The sequence below is a fragment of the Streptomyces chattanoogensis genome, assembly GCF_001294335.1.
GTDB classification, from domain to species: Bacteria; Actinomycetota; Actinomycetes; order Streptomycetales; family Streptomycetaceae; genus Streptomyces; species Streptomyces chattanoogensis.
Map to the genome: position 1 here is coordinate 216,364 of NZ_LGKG01000101.1, position 17,644 is coordinate 234,007.

Consider the following 17,644-nt stretch of genomic DNA (forward strand, 5'->3'; position numbering starts at 1 on the left):
TTGACGGCGGGAGTTGCGTGGTGGGCCCGGATGCCACGGTTCGGGGGCAGGTGGCTACAGCCCGGCCGGGACCGGGGAGAGCTCGTGCAGGATCAATGAGTCGCCGAACATGCCGCGGAGGACCGCGTGGATGGCGTCGCGGAGCGCGACCTGTGCCAAGGGGTCGATGACGGCGCTCAGGCTCGGCATACCGAAGTCGAAGTGCGCGGTGAACTCGATGCAGGTGGCGTCTCCCTCGGGGTGCACCTGCCATGACCCGTTGAACTGTTCGAAGTCTCCTTCGGTCTGCTCGAAGGAGACGGTGCGGCTGGCCCAGTCGATGCTGTCGCGCTGGGTCCAGAGCAGCAGTCCACCGCGGAATTCGACGTTCCAGCTGGAGAAGGTGCCGAGGGCGTCTTCGACGACCTGCACTTCGTGGACGACGGAGGTGTGGTCGGGGAAGGACGCGAAGTCCCGGAGTGTCTCCAAGGTGGCGTCGGGGCCGGCATCAGGGAGCGTGGCGCGGATGGTGGCAGATGGCACTGGGTGCTTCCTTCGCTGATCAGATGCGATCGGTGGTGGAGTGCACTGCTTTCTCGAAGGCGTCGAGAAGCCAGCTGACGTCGTCGTGCGAGAGGATCGCCGGAGGCGTCAGGCGTACGACTCGTTGCGAGTTGAGGGAGTGATTCACCAGGACCCGTTGCTCGATCATGTTCAGCAGGAACTCCGCTGCACTGCCCGAGTCGCGGAACTCGATACCGATCAGCAGCCCGGCCCCACGGATCTCGGTGACGGCGTTGCCCGGGCAACGGGCCGTGATCGACCGGAGTTGCCCAAGAAGATCGGCACCCAGGTCGCGGGCCCGCTCGACGAGCCCTTCGGACTCGATGGCCTCGATGGTGGCCTGCGCGGCGGCCATCGCGAGGGGCGAGCCGCCGAAGGTCGACGTGTGGAGATAGGGGTCACTGCTGAAGGGCTTGTACAGCTCCGTGGTCGTGGCGAGCGCAGCAACCGGGACGACCCCGCCCGAGAGACCCTTGCCGATCAGGAGCATGTCCGGGACGACGTCCTCACGCTGTGCCGCCCACCAGCGCCCGGTGCGGCCCAGGCCGGTCTGCACCTCGTCGAGGATCATGAAGGCTCCGTAGCGGGAACACAGTTCCCGGACTTCGCGCAGGTAGCCCGAGGGCGGAATGACGACGCCGGACTCGCCCTGAACGGGCTCCAGGACCACGCAGGACTCGGGGTACTCGTCCAGCACGGCTCCCAGCGCCCTGGAGTCGCCGTAGGGGACCTCGTACACACCGGGCAGCAGGGGCTCGAACGGCCCTTGGTACAGCGGGTTCGCGGTGATGCTCAGTGCTCCCAGGGTCTTGCCGTGGTAGCCGCCCGAGGTGGTGATCACCGTGCGTCTGCCGTGCGCGCGGGCAAGTTTGAGCGCGGCTTCCACCGACTCCGCACCGGAGTTGACGAAGTGCGCCCAGTCGAGACCGGGCGGCGTCACCCGTGCCAGGGCCTGCGCCGCCCCGGCCGCCGACGGTTCAAGAAGCAGCCTGGTCGCCAGCGGGTGCCGTCCGACCTGCCGGACCACGGCCTCGGTAACGGCCGGGTGGCAGTGTCCGAGCAGGAATACCCCGTAGCCGCCGCAGCTGAGGTAGTCGATTCCCTGCGAGTCCATGACCCGTGTGCCGCTGGAGGAGACCTCCAGGGGCGCTCCGAGCAGCTGGACCAGTGACGCACGGCCCTTGCTGAGGTGGCTGCGGTAGACCGCCAGTACCTGGTTGCGGTCGCCGAGATCCAGCACGGGCGCCGTCACCGTGCTGCGGCCCGTCGGCGGGGGGCGGCGAGGTGGGCAACCGTCGCCTCGAGGGCTGCGAGGAAGTGCGCCGCACCGAGCGCGGGCAGTTCCGGCGTGGACCCGAAACTTGAGGGCAGAGGGGTATCCACGTCGAGGACGGACATGAGCAACTGCAATCGGTCCAGTCCGCGAAGCTCCCGGGTACTGAGGGAATCGGCGAATGCCGGCCGGATGAGGCGCTCCACCGTCTGCTGGGGGATCAGACGGGGCCCGACCCGGTTCAGGGCACTTCCCGCGCTGTACTTCAGGCACAGGTCAGTCACCTGCCGAAGCGACATGCTCTCCTCACCAGCAGTCAGCCAGAACTCCCCGGTGGTCCTGCCGGAGTCCATCAGCGCCGTGGTCGCCCGAGCGAGTACGTCCTGGGCGATGAAGTCGATGGGGGCCTTGTCGTGCGCGGGAATCATGGCGATCCGGCGCTCCACGGCCGAGCTCATCAGCACATGGATTCCCTGGGTCTGCGACATCCTCCCTGTACGGGAGTCCCCGATGAGAATCGACGGCCGCAACACCACCACGGGCACGCCGCTCTCCGCCAGCGCCTCCTCGGCAGCGACCTTGCTCAGCACGTAGTGATTGGCCGGAGCACCATGGCCCGTACCGCCCGCGAGGTGGGCCCGCGCGGTGAACGCGCTGCTCATGAAAAGCAGGCGGCTGCCGGCGTCTGCCGCGAACTGGGCCACGCGCCGCGTGCCGGCCACATTCACCCTGTGGAGGGTCTGCGGATCGGCGTCGAACCGGGTGACAGCAGCGCAGTGCAGGACGGTATCCACCCGCCTGGCCAGTGCCCGGTAGGCTCCGGCGTCCAGGCCGAAGCGGTCCTCCGCGAGTTCCCCGACGATGTTCTCCACGCCGGCGACAGGCATGGAGTGGGCCAGCGCGATGACATGGTGGCGTCGGCACAGGGCCGGCAGGAGCCCCTGGCCGACAGCCCCGGACGCGCCGGTGAGGAGCACGGTCTCGGTCACGTCACACCGTCACGGGGAGGATCAGCGGCCCGCGGATGTCGACCGCCTTGCGGACCTGCACTTCCCCGGCCTGCGCCAGGCGCGGGAACCGCTGCGGCAGCCGCTCGAACAACAGGCGGGCCTCCAGGCGCGCGAGGTGCGCACCCAGGCACAGGTGGATGCCGCCGCCGAAAGCGACGTGCCGGGCATCCTGGCGCGAAATATCGAAACGGTCCGGGTCCGCGAACCGCAGCGGGTCACGGTTGGCCGCGCCCTGCAGCAAGATCATGCCGGTACCCTGCGGGACCACCGTACCGGCGACTTCCGTGTCCACGGTCGTGTACCGGTACGCGAGTTGCGCGGGTGCTTCCCAGCGGAGCATCTCCTCCACCGCGTTCGCAGCGAGTCCGGGGTCCTGCTGAAGCTTGCGGTTCTCCTGCGGATGTGTGAGGAGCGCCGCCACCCCGCTGCCCAGCAGACACGCGGTTGTCTCGTAGCTGGCCGCGTACATCAACACCAGGAGCTCAGCGAGTTCGTCGTCCCTCAGATCTCCTGTCTCCACCAGCATCGAGGGGATGTCCTGCACGGGGTGCGCACGACGGTCATCGATAACCCGCCGAAAGTATTCGATCGCCTCCAAAACCGCTTCGTCTCCCTTGGCCAGGACCTCCGGAGTCAGAACAGGGTCTGTGAGGCTGCTCGTCGCCTCAGCGATCCACTGGAATCTGGCACGGTCCTCCTCCGCCACCCCCATGAGACGTCCCGCAACCGCCGAAGGAATAGCAAATCCCACAAACTCCTGGAAGTTGACGGCGCTGCCGTCCGATCCCGCATCCGCCAACGCATCCAGCGCCCGATCCACGACACCCTCGACCGTGGCACTCAGCTCAGCAACGCGCCGACCGGTGAAGAACGGAACAACGGCTTGCCGCAGCCGAGTGTGCTCAGGCGGATTACTCATGAGCATGGACCGAAAGAACATGTGCAGCCCCGGATGGTCACGCCAACCAGGTTGCTCCTTGTCGTGCTCCTCCAAAGTCCCCAAGCGCATATCCCGGCCATAGGCGCGTACACATCCGTCATAGGAACTGACCGTGTACATATTCAGCGCCGAAACGTAATGAACAGGAGCCAGTTCGCGAATCCTGGCCGTGAGCGGATACGGGCTCTCGTACCCCTCGGGAGTGAAGAACAGGGACTCCACGAGCCCATCGACCAACTGTGCCGCGCCCTCGTCAGTCGCCTGGCTAGCAATCATCTGCATGACACTCCCTGCACAACAGACATCACGATATAGGGGATCGTACCCCTCAACTATTCCAGTTCAGAGCATGCGTACTTTAACTCGCGAATGGCAGCGACCTGACCGAGTGATCTTCTGATTACTCATATCCGAGAATCATCTCTTTTTGTCGGCAAGGCTTAATTCAGAGCCCCTCGATGCTTCGAGGGCGCACGGTCAGCACCAGGCGCTGGTCTTTCAGGCGATTCAGACGCAGTGCGCATTCGGGAGCGAGTCGGCCGGCACCGTGAGCACGGTAGATCCAGCAATCTCTCCGTAACAAGACACGATGGATCGTTAGCCTCGATCTTGCATGAGGGCCCGTCAGCAAGCTGACGGGCCCTCATGCAAGATCGAGGCTAACGACGTTCCCTGTCCCTGAACTGAACCGACTGAACTTAACTCCTGCCACTTCGACACCAAGCGAGATCACCTCTTAGGCACCGTGTGCCCGGCGAACAACTCGCGGCCCCTACCCGGCGACTACGTACCCGTCGGAGGTCCGCCCGTCAGGTCCCCGCGCGCCCGCGGTGACACTGGCACCGCGGAGGTGCCGCGGACCAGGCTGACACCGAGCACTCAAGGGCCGCAAGACCCATGCCAGGGGTCACCTGTCATGGCAGAGCCCGCCGGAAGGCGGCCTCCTGGTGCCGTGTCGTGGTGCTGTCCGCGGCCGACGGAAGAATTCGATGTGCCCGTTTTCGTCCGCCGTTTGCTCCCCATTGACAATGAAGCGCGGGCCCATGCGTCGCACGTCGCCGCTCGCGCCTTGTGACCTCGACCTGACGAAAAGTCATGAGGTGCCTTCCAATTGCTGGTTGATGTGGAGCATCAGAAGGGCCTCTTCCTTTTATTGCCCATTGACCGTCAGTGTCCGAGCGGCAGGACAGCTGTCTCGAATTGGGCATACACCGGTTTCGACGGTTTCGGCTTGTTCAACCCTGGCTGGATTTCGTAAAGCAGCCCCAGATGGATCTCCCTGCCGCCGAACCGGTCTTCGGCGAGGCCCACCATCCTCCTGTGCTCTTCCGGCTTGAGCGCGAAACCGGGATAGATGTCGTTCCCGGAGGGAGCGACCTGCAGCGTGAGGTTCGGAGGCTCCGTCCCATGAAGCCGGGCATCCACACTGACGAGTGCGGTGCGGGTGTCATAGGTAATTGTGCGATACACCCACCATGTGGTGACGTCCTGCCCGTCCCTGAAGATCTTGAACGTCCAGCCGCCGGGAGACCACTGGTCAGGGTAGCTGTTGAAGATGAACGAGCTATAGCTCGGCGTGCCAATGACGGCCGCGGTGCGGCCCACGGTGAGGTGGCGTGTGCAGCAGCTGCGGCTGGTCCACGTTGAGGGTCGTCGTGGTGCGTTCTTGCCTCACCATGCCGCCGTTCAGGCAGCGGAACCGCACGGCGAGTGTCGTGTCCTTCACCAACTGGCTCCGGATCGCCGACGGGAGAACGTACTGGCGCGTGTCGTTCACCGCGGAGAGGCAGGCCGGCAGCCATACCATCCCCTCGGCGCGATACGCCCAGAAGGCGTCCGCCCCTTGACCGTACTGCCGTGCTTCACCATCGGACAGCAGGTCGCCGGCCGTGTCGGGTACCCGGCTCTCCGGAAGTCCGATCTCGTACAGGAAGACGTCGGTGCCGCCCGCGACGGCCAGGTTCTTCAGGCCGTCCTTCACCTTCTCCACCGGGTATGCATCGTGGAAGTACTGGACCCCGAAGACGGCTGCAGTGGGCCCGTCCCAATTGAGTACGACGGGCGAACCGGCGGAGACCGGGCCGGCGGGATAACTGCTGCGATCTCCGTGGAAACACGTCAACGGCGGAGCCGGAACGACGGTTTTCCTCCAGGCGGTCTTGACGACGACGAGCCGGTGCTCAGCTCCCCATTCTGATTCCTCCGTGTTTCCGCGTTTCGCCCGCGCTTGTACGGTCACATGGGCGATCCCGGCGCATTGGGTGATGGGAATCCCGTCGAAGGAGATGACCAGCCCCATCTGCTCCGGGACATCCGGATTTTTCTGAGGGTTCCTGCTGATGAACCTGACGTAGTCGGCGTCGGGCGCGGCGATCCACGAGTTCGATGATCTTCCGGGTCCGCCGTCTTCACGCCATTCGGCGGAAATGGTCCAGCCAGGGTCCGGAGTCGCTCTCACGGAGGACACCTGTGGTACCGGAAGCGCGTTGAGAGGTACCAGATCGGCAGGGGAGCCCCCGGCGTTCACCTTGACAGAGATGCCGTCGCACAGCACCTCAGCGGCATCCGTGGGGCAACCAAAGATGATCCGCACGGTGCCGACGCCACCCGGTGGAACGGGGTCCGGGTCGCACACGAGACTGTGGGCCAGCGTGGGGAGGGCTGTCAATGGCCCTGCGAAGTTCTGAGGAAAGCAGTATCGGAACCGCTGACGATAGGCCAGGTCAGTGAGCGGAGGCAACGGTTTGGTTGGCGAAGGTGGTGCGTGCCGTACGCGCTGTCCGCACTACGCCGGATGAAGACTTCGGTGAGGGCTGGGGGAGTGGCAAGGGGACTTTCGCTGGCGCGCGCCTACACGCATTCGCCGTTGCGGAGACCACGACGAGCTCTAGTAGTCACGGTTAGTGACTTCCGAACGTGAGGCGCCCAAAGTACAAGCAGGTTCTTCGTCTGCTGGTGGTACAGCGCTCATAGTGGTGCTGACCTGCTGAATTGGCGGCCGTGCCTGCTGTCGGCAGCGTGTTGGTCCGTGCATGGTCCGGATCTTGGCCTCACCATCCGAAAACTCAGGAAGGGCTGTTGGCACTGCTCGGGAGGATGACCGTTGCCAGGCCCCGGCGCTGAGGAGGGGCGCGGCGCGTTCGACGGTTGACTCGGGGACGACCTCACCGCTGCCCTGCGCGGTACCGGTCGCCTCCGCAGCGGAAGCAGGGACGTCGGCGGCAACTGCGGAACCACATGGCATATGTTGTCGGAAGCGTCTTGTGCCGTCCAGGTGGTCTAGCTCAGGATCGATTTCGCAGGTCAGGTCCTTGTGGTCCAGGTGCGTCGACGCTGTTGGTGAGACGCCTGTGATAGCAAGTGAGAGGTGAGGAACCCCCGTCGGCTGGCTCCGGCGGGGGTTTCTGCGTTCGGGAACGAGCCTGCTGCGTGGTGTTCGACGCGGTCCTGCTGTGGTCCGGCTCGCCGTTCTCGACGACTGCTACAGGACACGGTCAGGCCAGCGGGATTTCGAGGTAGGAGGGGTCGTCGGCCGGTGACGAGACGGTGATGGAGGTGCCGAGCTTGCTGGCGTCGCCGTAGAAGGGGTCCGTGGAATCCATGACCAGCGAGTGAAGGGCTGGCCGAGCTTGGTGGGGCGGGTGGTGGCCGTCTGGGCGACGAAGTCTTCGTGGTGAGTGCTGAGCAGGCGGGGACGGCCTCCCGCCCACTGAGGGTCCAGGCAGGCCAGGCCGATCTCGTTGAACCGGTGGACCACCTCCCGGACCGTGTCCTCGTCGGCCTGCACCAACTGGGCGATCACCGGCACTCGGTTCCCGCCGGACGAGGCCAGCAGCATCATCGAGCGCCGGTAGCGCACCGAACTCGTGCTGCCGCGGCGCACGATCTGCTGCAGCCGCTGCCCCTCCTGGTCGGTCAGTCTGCGCACACGGACAGGCTCAGCCACCGCGCCTCCAGCGGTCGGATCGGACGTCACCGCACATCCAACTGCCACGACCACCAACCCGGCGAACCTACGCGGTCACAGCACTGGCCAGATCACCATTCCGGTCGAGTTCGTGCTCCAGTGGGACGACGAGCACATTCCGCGCCCATCCGGTCTCGCGTTGTTCGATGCCTTCGTCTCGAAGGAAAAGACGTTGCACGCCAACGCGGGCAGGCATAAGGAGCTGCCCAGGTTCGAGGCCGACAGCGCGGTCCGGTTCTTCGCCCGGCATCTCGGTCGGGCCGTCACGTCACCGGCCTGACCTGACGGGTGTCGGCGTCCGGCCACCAGCCGGGCGCCACAGGCCCTACGGCCTGTCGCCAGGCTCCCGCCTGTCCTCCGGGGAGACGACGGGATTTCGACGAGGGGGAAAGGCCCTGCGGACCACCGCCTTGGCCAGCCCCTTGGCCCCGTACCATACCCTCACGCCGTACGCTGCCGTCTGGTGACTGAGTCCCCGCAAGCGTCCCCTTGTGCCCGCCCTGCGGTCCAGCAACTCCTGGAAGACCGCCTCGTACATCGCGACGATCCGCGCCGTGTCATACCTGCAGCCCTTCTCCAGGGCTGCCCGGCCCATACGCTTGCGGCGCTCGTCGTCATTGATCAAATCCAGTATCGCGTCGGCCAACGCCTGGGGATCACGCGGCGGGACCAGCAGGCCGTCCCCGCCGTGCTCGATGATCTCTCCCGGTCCCAGTGGGCAGTTGGTGCTCACGACCGGCAGACCGACCCTCATCGCCTCGACGATGGTCATGCCGAAGGACTCCATGTTTGAGGAGACGACCAGCATGGAGCCCTTGGCCATCTCTGGTTCGACGGGCGCGACCGAGCCCATCAACGTTACGGCGTCGTCGAGATCCAGTTGGCTGACAAGCCGTGACAGCTCCTCCTTCTCGGGTCCCCCGCCGTACAGCCGGAGACGCCAGTCCGGCCGCTCGGCCCGGACCTTGGCGAAGGCCAGAATCAGGTCCCCGTACCGTTTCACAGGAGCCAGCCGGCCGACCGCGACCACATACTTGGCGTCCAGAGTGCTGGGCGCGATCCCCGGATGAGGGACACTGTTGGGCATCGCCTGGATCCGCACACCTGGTAGCCACAGCCTGCGGCGGTAGGAGGCGGCATCGGCTTCGGTGGTCGTCGTGATCGCGTCCAGCCGTGGATACAGACGGCGCACTCTGAGCACCAACCGGGTGGGATGGGTGTTCAGCGTCAGATGCTCCTGACCGATCCGCACCAGCCGGCGTGGGGCCTGCCGGGCGATGTGCACGTTCAGGCCCGGTCGGGTTCCGATCACGATGTCGGCGTCCAAGCCCCGCAGATCGGCGCCGAGCCGTTCGTCTGTCAGTTCGCTGTACTGAGGGTAGCGGCCGTCCTCGCGTGGGAAGACCCCCGAGGGGCGCTTGGCAAGCGGGTGATCGCCCTCGTAGGACGCGCTCTTCTTCCGCAGATCCACGAGGTATCGCAGCCGCACTCGCGGGTCGAGGAAGAGTTGGTGTTCCGTCCGGTACCGGAACACGGAGACGATCTCGACTTTGTGCCGCTCGACAAGACCGTTGGCCAGGTTGAACGTGGTGCGGATGGTCCCGCCGATTCCGTAGGCATGGTGGATCAGGAATGAAATACGCATGCGTCCCGTTGTTCCTACCGCTGCTGCAGACTGCGTGTGCCGTCTTTTCAGGCATGGCACCTCCCCCTCAAGGGGCGGACGTCAACACACCTTCGCCCATACGGCCCAGTGGGATTCTCGAAGCGGTCGACGCGTACGCACGACGGGCTGGCGCACCCGTGCCGACGGACTCGCACAGGGAACGTCGCCGCCAAGCAGGCAGAGGGCCTCTCGTGACGGCGTTTGTCAGGAGTCGCCACCAGTCTGCGGCATCACAGTGGGCGCCACAGAAGTCACCAACTCGTCGGCAGATGTGCCGGCCAAAACAGCCGAAGCCATGGCGACCATGGTGATTGACGGGCGCGGTACATCGCCGTGAAGCGCTCGGCATCGTCAACCGCTATGAGTCCTTCCCTCGCGGGACGAACCCTGTCGCCTGGCGACGGCACCACAGGCATAACCCGCCCAGGTGAATGCCACCTTGCCCAGTTGCCCAAGTGATCTATCACCATGTTCATTGGCTCACGACAAGCACTCTGTAGAAAGCCGACCGCCTCATGCTCCCTCTAGTGCGAGGTTTCGCATCAGTATCCCGCCGTGATGTACTCACCGCCGCGGTGCTGGGCGCCACCGTCCCTGTAGGGGTGCTGGCGGGCTTGGGGAAACGGGACTCACGGGCCAGGCCGAAGTATTGGCCGCCGGTTCTGAGCACGGCGGCATCCGCGGGTTCCTGGGCGGCCGCCGGGCCAGCCAGAACCAAGGAGTCGGTCCTGCAGATCGTCGCCCACCCTGACGACGACCTGTTCTTCATCAACCCGGAGGTCGGCCAGTCACTGCGCAGTGGCCGACCGCTGGCCTCGGTCTATCTGACGTCTGGCGAGTCCAACGGTGTCAATGGCCCGGACCCGGGCGTGCACTCCGGACTGTGCCGACCCGTGCCGGACAAGGCGAAGTACGCGAAGGCGCGGCAGAACGGCATCCGCGCTGCCTATGCCGAGATGGTGACCGGCGACGCCGTCCATCCTTGGCGGCGCACCGTCATCGCCACAGCGGGCGGCGGCCTCGCCGAGCTTGACACGCTCCAAGGGCATCCCCACATCCACCTGGTCTGGACGCTGCTTCACGAGGCCGGCAGCATCACTGGTGACCGCCCGCAGAGCCTGCATGCGCTGTGGGACGGCCGGACCCGCAGCATCCGCTCCCAGCTTGCGTACGGCGGTCTGGTCATCCGCGACTTCTCCTACAGCGCGGAACAGCTCATCCAGACCCTGGTCGGCTATCTAAGGCTCTTCCGGCCGACCCATGTCCGGATGCAGGACCCGACCCCCGGTCGACTGGACCGCAACCACAAGTACGCCGACCATCAGGATCACTTGTACGGCGCCCGGTTCGTCCAGCGGGCTCTCGCACGCTACGCCTCCGCCTGCGAGCGCCCGCACTTCACCGTCCAGACCTACCTCGGCTACTTCAACGGTGGCCTGCCAGGCACTCTCGACCCGGCCTCTGGCGAATCCAAGGCCCGCACCATGGAGACATATTCCTGGAGCGGTGCGCCGCGGAACTCCTGCCAGGATCCGGCGGGCTGTGGCGATAAAAACGTGGCCGCCCACCCCAAGCGCCACTGGTCGCACAGCATCCACCACGCCCGCGACACCGGCACCTGCTGGCTGCAGACCGGCAAGGACGACAGCCTGTGGGCCTTCGCCGTGCTCAGCGGCCGGATCGTGTTCTGGCACCGTCCGGCGGGCGGCACCGGTCTGTTGAGCGAGGGGCAGTGGCGTGGGCCCACGTTCCTCCCGGGGATCGGCATCGATGCGGGCGTCCGTCCGATCACGCTCCCCGACGGACGCATCGCCGTCCTCGGCACCCGCACCCTCACCGGCAAGCAACCAGGGGACTATCGCAGGGAGGTGGGTTTCACCGTTCAGCGGGAGTCGGACCACTCATTCGAACCCTGGCATTCGCTGGGCACCCCAGAGTCGTGCGACCATGCCGGCACCTCGGATATCAGTGCCCCCGCGGTCTCGGTGGACGCCGACCACACGATGACGGTGTTCCTGCGCGACAGCAGGCATCAGCTGACCGCCCGCACCAGGCTCGCAGGCGGAAGTTGGACGCCCTGGCGACACCTGGGCGGCGAGGAGGTGCACGGTGACCCGGTCGTCGGCAGGGACAGCATGGGCCGCACCTACGTCCTGGCCAGCACGCCACACTCCGTGCTGGCCTGGGTCAGGGACCAGCCGGGCACATCCGCTCACGGTCCGCTGCCCACCGGGCTGCCGCCCACCACCTTGCCGTTGACCGTCCGGCGAGACGGCGACGGCATCCGCGTCTACTTCCGCAAACCCCGCTCCGGGAACGTACGGACCGCTCGGCTTCGCGCAGCCGACCTCGTATCCGCGCGATCGCACACATCCCGGTGGCCGAGCAACGAATCCTCACCGGTGGAAGTCGCCGACCTCGGCGGGCCACAGGGCTACGGTCCGGTGAGCGTCAACCGCACCTGCTGGGGCGACTTCCTGCTGGCAGCACGATCTGCCACGGGAGACCTGGCAACGGCCTGGAGCCCATCCGCTACTCCAAAGCGCCGGCTGCGGTGGCGCCACACCGGCTTCCTCCTCGCCGGTGCCCCGTCCAGCACCCAACTGGCGTCGGGCGGCGCCGCACTGACCGTACTCGGTCTCGACGGCCGCCTGTACTGGACGCACACCACGGACAAGGGACCCTTCCTCGCCCCTTGGCAGCCGGCAGTGCCTGGGCAACTCCCGCCAGGCTGGAAGGGGGACGTGAATGCCCAGCCCAGATCATCCAGATAATTCCGGCCGCGCCTGGAGGCTGTGACCGCGCGTCCGCCGTGTGCTCACCCACTTCGGAGCCCACGTCGAGGCCCGCTCGGCCGGGCCCCCGGCCGACTGCATCAGTCAGGTTGCGGGCCGTCGTGGCGGGCGAGCCGGGTGCGGCGGCGCGCGGGCTGAGGCTCGCACTACCTAGCCTCCGGCGCGCCTGAAGGCCGGGCTGGCAGAGGCGTTGACGCATGCGATGCACCGCCCGGGGTTCCACCCCGGCGCATGTGCGCGAATGCGGTGTGGTCTGGCGTGTTGCCGCGGTGCACGGGCCGGGTTCGCCGTTAGCGTGCGGTGCACAGCCGGAGCGGGTTGTAGGAGGCGGGCATGGCTGCAGGGTTGGTCAAGGGTTCGCATGGGCATGTGTTCGCCCGGAAGCGGCCGAGCGCGGGGCTGCATATGGAGCCGCCGCGGGACACGCATTTCCGGCCGTTGCCGCCGCCGACGGGTGCCGCGCCGTTCCGGCTGAACCTGAAGCAAGTGCTGGACGCCCGCACCTACGCCGCCATCGACAGGGCCGGGTCCTTGACATTTCACATGAACGGGGACATGGGCGGGATCAATGACGCAGCGCCACAGGAACTGGTGGCCGCCGGGATGGAGGCCGACCTGGCGGTCGGCACCGGCCCGGCCGGGAAGCCCGCGTTTCTTTACCTTGTGGGGGACTGCGTGTACTTCAACGGGGAAATCGCCAAGTACTACGCGCAGTTTTACCAGCCGTACGAGTTGTACGCGGCGCCGATCTTCGCGGTGCCCGGTAATCACGATGGGGAAAACCTGCCCGACGGATCGACGTTGGACGGGTTCGTGCGCAATTTCTGTGCCCCGAAGCCGGTGAAGATGCCGGAGGCGCAGGACTCGCATCGCAAGGCGATGGTGCAACCGAATGTGTACTGGACCTTGTTGACCCCGTGCGTGAACTTCATCGGCCTGTACTCGAATGTCCCCGCGGGCGGGGAGATCCAACCCGATCAGGCCAAGTGGCTGGCCGGGGAGCTGAAGACTCTACCAAAGAATGTGCCGATCATCTTGACGTTGCATCACCCGCCCTACTCCGCCGATGACCACCATTCGGGGTCGACGTACATGAAGACGGTGATCGAGGATGCCGCTAAGGCGGCGCGCCGGCACCCGGACATGATCGTGGCTGGGCACGTGCACGACTACCAGCGTCTGACGAAGACGACCACCGATGGGACCCAGTACCCGTACCTGGTCACCGGCGCGGGTGGCTACCACAACCTGCACGCGATCCGGAAGGTGGACGGGGAGAAGATGATCCCCCCGGTGACCTTCGCCGACACCGCCGGGGACCCGGTGACGTTGGACTCCTACTGCGACGACCAACACGGCTTTCTCCGTCTCAGTGTCGACCAGCAGAAGTTCACCGGCCGCTACTACCGGGTGCCCCGGCCACAGGATCCTCGCTCCAAAGGCAGCCAACTCGTCGACTACTTCGAGTACGACTGGAAAAACCACAAGTTGCTGCCCAACCAGCAGTGACACGACTGGGTGCCCGGGGCGTGCCCTGAGCCTTCGCCATCTTCGGGCGGCACCGATCTCGGCGGCCTCGGCTAAGCGGCCGGCCGGTGCCGCCGGTCGCGTCAGCGGCCAGGACCGCCGGTGTCACCGATCAGGGGATAAGAAACAGGGGCTGGTGTCGTCCCCGGGCCCGGCCCGGACGACCTGACACCGGAGGTTGGCACAGAACCTCGGGGCGGAAAGGACGCCGCAAGCGGCGCCGCTTCGCGGTCAAGATCCTTTCCGCCCCCGGCTACCGCTGTGCGCCGCGCAAGCCCGGGTCCCTTCCGCCGCTCCGCCGGGGGCTGCCCCGGCGCAGGCGACTCGGCCGCGTATGCGACATATTGAGGTCACGTTCACGGTCACACGACAAGAAGTTCCGCCCCACCAGCCAAGGTTCCGACGCCTCTGTGATCTTGGAAACCGAACAACGAATAGCTCTTGATCACCGAGGTGAAGAAGCTCTGCGACAGCCTCCTGGCTCTCCGGCGTGTGCACCGAAACTGTCACGTCCGGGGCCCGGCCGACCGCGGGGCTCGAAGAACCGCTGTTCGGCCGCACGCCATGACGCGGGCCGTGTCCTCGCCACAGGCGAGACATACTGCAGACCCTCACACCACAAGAGGGGCACGAAGCCTCGCCGCACCGGATAAGGTACTGGTCCGGCTTGAGGCAGCCACGGCGATCGAGGGCACTTCCCCCGACCCGACCGGTTCCTCCCCCGACTGGCTCGCCGGCGCGGCAGCAGGTAAGCCCGCGCCTGGCCTTCGGTCGCGAGATACACCACTGCCTCGGCGCCGCTCTTGCCCGCATCGAACTCGGCGCTGCCTTTGGCAGCCTTGCCCGTCGGCGACCTGGTCTGGGCCCGCGGTCAGGCCGACGCGGGGCCCACAGCTGTCCCGGTCACCTGGTGAGAAGCCGACGGCCCTCAAGCGGCGGGCACAGCCGGCCTCTGCGGCCGTGGTCCAGGTCCGGGCAGGCGTACCGACGGTCCCCGGTCCCTCCCGGCGCCATCACCGGCCGCCGAATCGTCCGCTCATCCCCGTGGTTCCCTTTCGGGGCGGTGGCGGAAGCCATCAGCGTGGATGATCTTCCCGTGGTGGCGGCCTCGGTGGCGTGTGGGAGTGCGGTGGAGGGCGATGAGTGCGGCGTCGTCGCTGAGGCGTCCTCCGACGTGGGTGAGGAGATCGCGGCGGAGGTGGTGGAGGAGCGTCTCGGGGCTGCTGTCGGTCCATTGGCCGGCCCGCTCGCCGAACGGGTGGAAGCGGCCGTCGGCGTCGCGGGCTTCGATGACGCCGTCGGTGTAGAGCAGGAGGGTGTCTCCGGGCTCGAAGGAGACCACATCGAGGCTGTAGTCCTCCGGGTGATGTGGCCGTCGTCTGGGATTTCCAGCAGCAGCGTGGTGGCGAAGCGTTCCCCGGCCTCGTCGGGCGGCTCGAAATCGGCCAGGTAGCGGGTGACGCTTTGTTCCAGGGCGGCGGCCAGTTCGGGCAAGGTGGTGTGCTGGTAAGCGGCCTCACGGAAGGCACCCAGGACGAGGGAAGCCTCTCCGATGGCGGACAGGCCCTTGCCCCGCACGTCGCCGATCATCACACGCACACCGGCATTGGTACGGGTGGCGGCGTACAGGTCGCCGCCTATCTGGGCCTCGTCCTCCGCGGCCAGATACAGGCAGGCCATCTGCAGCGGGCCGATCTTCTCCGGAAGCGGCCACAGCAGGACGTGCTGGGCGGCCTCGGCCACCGAACGCACCTGGGCCAGCTGCCGGCTGCGCCGCTCGCGCACCGCCGAGAACGACACGATCAGGACTGTCAGGACCGCAAGGGTGACGATCTGCGCCACGTGGTTCGTCGAGGTCGGCCCGCCGTGAAAGACGGAAATGATCACCTGGGCCGTCAGCGCCAGGGCTCCGATGCATCCGGTCAGCAAGGGACCGGCGAAGGAAGCGGTGATCGCGGGAGCGATAACCAGCGCCGGGCCCAAGTGGACATCCTCCGGGACGTGGATGTCCACCGCAGTGATCACCAGGATGAGGACGAGCGGGATGAACAGCACGTCATGGCTCGCCTGCCATGACTGCCGCAGACCGGCAAGACGCTGCCGCAAGCCCATCTCTCCACAGTGCGCCGCACCAGGGCAGCTGACGAGCGCGGACCCCACGCCCATGCAAGACCGCGAGAGATCGGCCACCGGCAGTTACACGCCGGAGTCGTTGCACGCTGAAGCGTGCATCTGCGCACTCACTACGCATCGAGCGCCGACGTTGCGCATCGGACACACGACGCCCGGCGGAACGCTGCCGGCGGCGGCCGCGGCTCCAGCGCCAACAGCGGCCACGGAACCGCGGGGCTCCGACGCCTTGATGCTCGCGTACCGCACCGCTGCTGGCCCGACCCGGCGAGGAGACTCGGAACCCGGATCGCAGTCGGACCTCATGACAGTGTTTAATGGAAATGATTCTCATTTTTCTTCAATGAAAGATCGCCATGCACGTTAACGAATCCGCACCGCGGACCCGCTCCCACGCCCGCCGCCCCTCCAGGCCCCAGGCAGGAGCGCGGCCGTGGTGAGAGCGCTGACGTCCCCGGCAACCGGTGAACACTCGCAGGGATCTCAGCTCTGGTCGAGGCGACTCCCGTGGGAACCGACCTCGCTGTCGGTGGGCGTTGGCCTCATCGCTGTCGTCGGCCACCGCGGTGGGGTTCGTGTGCTGGATCTTGATGGAGGCGAGGAGCACGGCCACGTCGCGTTGCCCGGCGGCGTCACGGATCTCGCCTTCTCTCCTGATGGGCGGAGCCTGGCCTTGACGGGCCCCCGTGGATACGGTCTGTGGCGCGCTGTGGACGGCAGGCTGATCGCGCGGGCCACTGCCGAGGCGTGCATCCGCGCGTGCTGGATGGGGTCGGGCGTCGTGGCGATTGCGCAAGGACGCCATGTCGCCACCTACGACACTGACGGCGTGGCGCAGTGGTCCACCACCGCCCTCCCGGCGGCACCCACCGACGTATCCAGCGATCTCACCCTGTCCATCGACGGCCGATGGGCTGTTGGCTCGACGCACCAGCGCAAGACCTTGTTGTGGGAGACGCATCGCCCATCGGGGCGGCCGGTTGAGTGCGAGGACAGTTCAGGGCGGCACGGCCCGGTGTTCAGCGACAGCGGGCACCGGCTGGCTGTACCTGCCGAGCGTCACCTGTCGCTCTGGTCCATCGGCCCCAGGCGGCCGACACGATTGGCCGTCCTCCCTGTCTGCGCATCGGCGGTGGCATGGCGCCCCGGCGACGGGGACGTGCTCGCGACGGCCGGATCCGACTACACCATCCGGCTCTGGCCCGCCGGAGTCCGGCACCAGCGGAATGGTTACACCTCCCTCGCCGCATGGCATCTGACTTCCCCTGCCACGTCCCTTGCGTGGATAGGGCGGCGAATGCTCGTGGCAGCAGAACGGGGAGGCCGGATAGCGCTCCTGGATATCAACCCCGCACCAGCGCCCACCACTTGGAATGACGCAAAGGTAGCGTGACGGCCGGTCGACCTGCCGCTGCACACCTCGCGCGCCCGTCACCGTCCACAGCTCCACGTGCCGGCTGCCGCGTCCTGGAGAGCGGAGAGACGCGGCGCACAAGTGACTGCCCGTAGCGGTCTTGTCAGGTTTCCGACGTTGCGGGGCCGGAAGCGGAGAACTCGCTTGCGCTGGATGTTGGGGTCGAACCGGCGCGAGGTGCGGCGGTGCGAGTGGGAGATGGTCTTGCCGAAGCCGGGCTGCCGGCCGGTGAGTTGGCAGTGGGCTGACATGGTCCCTCGTGATCGTGTGTGGGCAGTAGGGCAGCACCGTAGCAGCTAGATGAAAATGAAAACCACTTGTGTATGCTGCTCGGCATGGCTCGTAACGAACTGCGTCCGATCATCAAGCTGCGGTCCAC

General features: G+C 66.7%; 11 protein-coding genes and 4 pseudogenes. 4 read left to right on the top strand and 11 right to left on the bottom strand.

Translation table 11 applies throughout. The features are described from left to right. Positions 1 to 54 precede the first annotated feature (54 nt). The 7 genes and pseudogenes from ADL29_RS12760 to ADL29_RS40920 form a co-directional block, all read right to left on the bottom strand. Complete coding sequence (locus ADL29_RS12760) at positions 55 to 522, bottom strand: type II toxin-antitoxin system RatA family toxin (RefSeq protein ID WP_053923783.1); 468 nt, start codon at positions 520 to 522, stop codon at positions 55 to 57. Positions 523 to 541: 19 nt separating this feature from the next. Beyond that, complete coding sequence (locus ADL29_RS12765; RefSeq protein WP_245689351.1) at positions 542 to 1,783, bottom strand: aspartate aminotransferase family protein; 1,242 nt, start codon at positions 1,781 to 1,783, stop codon at positions 542 to 544. Positions 1,784 to 1,791: 8 nt separating this feature from the next. Continuing rightward, entirely contained in the window at positions 1,792 to 2,805 is a 1,014-nt protein-coding gene (locus ADL29_RS12770) for an SDR family oxidoreductase (protein ID WP_053923785.1), read from the bottom strand. A 1-nt stretch (position 2,806) separates the two neighbouring features. After that, on the bottom strand, positions 2,807 to 4,048 hold the full coding sequence (locus ADL29_RS12775) for a cytochrome P450 (RefSeq protein ID WP_053923786.1): 1,242 nt from the start codon (positions 4,046 to 4,048) through the stop codon (positions 2,807 to 2,809). Between the two features lie 885 nt (positions 4,049 to 4,933). Further along, positions 4,934 to 5,371 (bottom strand): hypothetical protein, encoded by a 438-nt coding sequence (locus ADL29_RS12780; protein WP_053923787.1) that lies wholly within the window; start codon positions 5,369 to 5,371, stop codon positions 4,934 to 4,936. Continuing rightward, on the bottom strand, positions 5,331 to 6,359 hold the full coding sequence (locus tag ADL29_RS12785) for a hypothetical protein (RefSeq protein WP_157878475.1): 1,029 nt from the start codon (positions 6,357 to 6,359) through the stop codon (positions 5,331 to 5,333). Before ADL29_RS12785 ends, ADL29_RS12780 begins: the two co-directional genes overlap by 41 nt. A 1,008-nt stretch (positions 6,360 to 7,367) precedes the next feature. Next, a pseudogene (locus ADL29_RS40920) lies at positions 7,368 to 7,712 on the bottom strand (helix-turn-helix domain-containing protein); the annotation flags it as partial. A gap of 91 nt (positions 7,713 to 7,803) precedes the next feature. Here ADL29_RS40920 and ADL29_RS12790 point away from each other — a divergent pair. Beyond that, positions 7,804 to 8,013 (top strand): annotated as a pseudogene (locus tag ADL29_RS12790) (alpha/beta hydrolase); the annotation flags it as partial. Between the two features lie 45 nt (positions 8,014 to 8,058). On the opposite strand, the gene ADL29_RS12795 reads toward ADL29_RS12790, so the two are convergent. Continuing rightward, a complete protein-coding gene (locus ADL29_RS12795; RefSeq protein ID WP_078970939.1) occupies positions 8,059 to 9,378 on the bottom strand; it encodes a glycosyltransferase family 4 protein in 1,320 nt (439 codons plus the stop codon). A gap of 635 nt (positions 9,379 to 10,013) precedes the next feature. Here ADL29_RS12795 and ADL29_RS12800 point away from each other — a divergent pair. Both ADL29_RS12800 and ADL29_RS12805 read left to right on the top strand, forming a co-directional pair. Further along, positions 10,014 to 12,173, top strand: coding sequence for a PIG-L family deacetylase (locus ADL29_RS12800; protein ID WP_157878476.1), 2,160 nt, complete (start codon positions 10,014 to 10,016; stop codon positions 12,171 to 12,173). 354 nt (positions 12,174 to 12,527) lie between these two features. Then, a complete protein-coding gene (locus ADL29_RS12805; RefSeq protein ID WP_053923791.1) occupies positions 12,528 to 13,703 on the top strand; it encodes a metallophosphoesterase family protein in 1,176 nt (391 codons plus the stop codon). A 1,054-nt stretch (positions 13,704 to 14,757) separates the two neighbouring features. Here the strand turns inward: ADL29_RS12805 and ADL29_RS46560 are convergent. Together ADL29_RS46560 and ADL29_RS46565 are read right to left on the bottom strand one after the other, a co-directional pair. Beyond that, entirely contained in the window at positions 14,758 to 15,063 is a 306-nt protein-coding gene (locus tag ADL29_RS46560; RefSeq protein ID WP_425424233.1) for a SpoIIE family protein phosphatase, read from the bottom strand. 86 nt (positions 15,064 to 15,149) lie between these two features. Beyond that, positions 15,150 to 15,887, bottom strand: a pseudogene (locus tag ADL29_RS46565) (PP2C family protein-serine/threonine phosphatase); the annotation flags it as partial. A gap of 541 nt (positions 15,888 to 16,428) precedes the next feature. Between ADL29_RS46565 and ADL29_RS40930 the strand changes: the two are divergent. Further along, complete coding sequence (locus ADL29_RS40930) at positions 16,429 to 17,244, top strand: WD40 repeat domain-containing protein (RefSeq protein ID WP_245689353.1); 816 nt, start codon at positions 16,429 to 16,431, stop codon at positions 17,242 to 17,244. Between the two features lie 161 nt (positions 17,245 to 17,405). Here the strand turns inward: ADL29_RS40930 and rpmB are convergent. Next, positions 17,406 to 17,516 (bottom strand): annotated as a pseudogene (gene rpmB, locus ADL29_RS42585) (50S ribosomal protein L28); the annotation flags it as partial. Positions 17,517 to 17,644 lie beyond the last annotated feature (128 nt).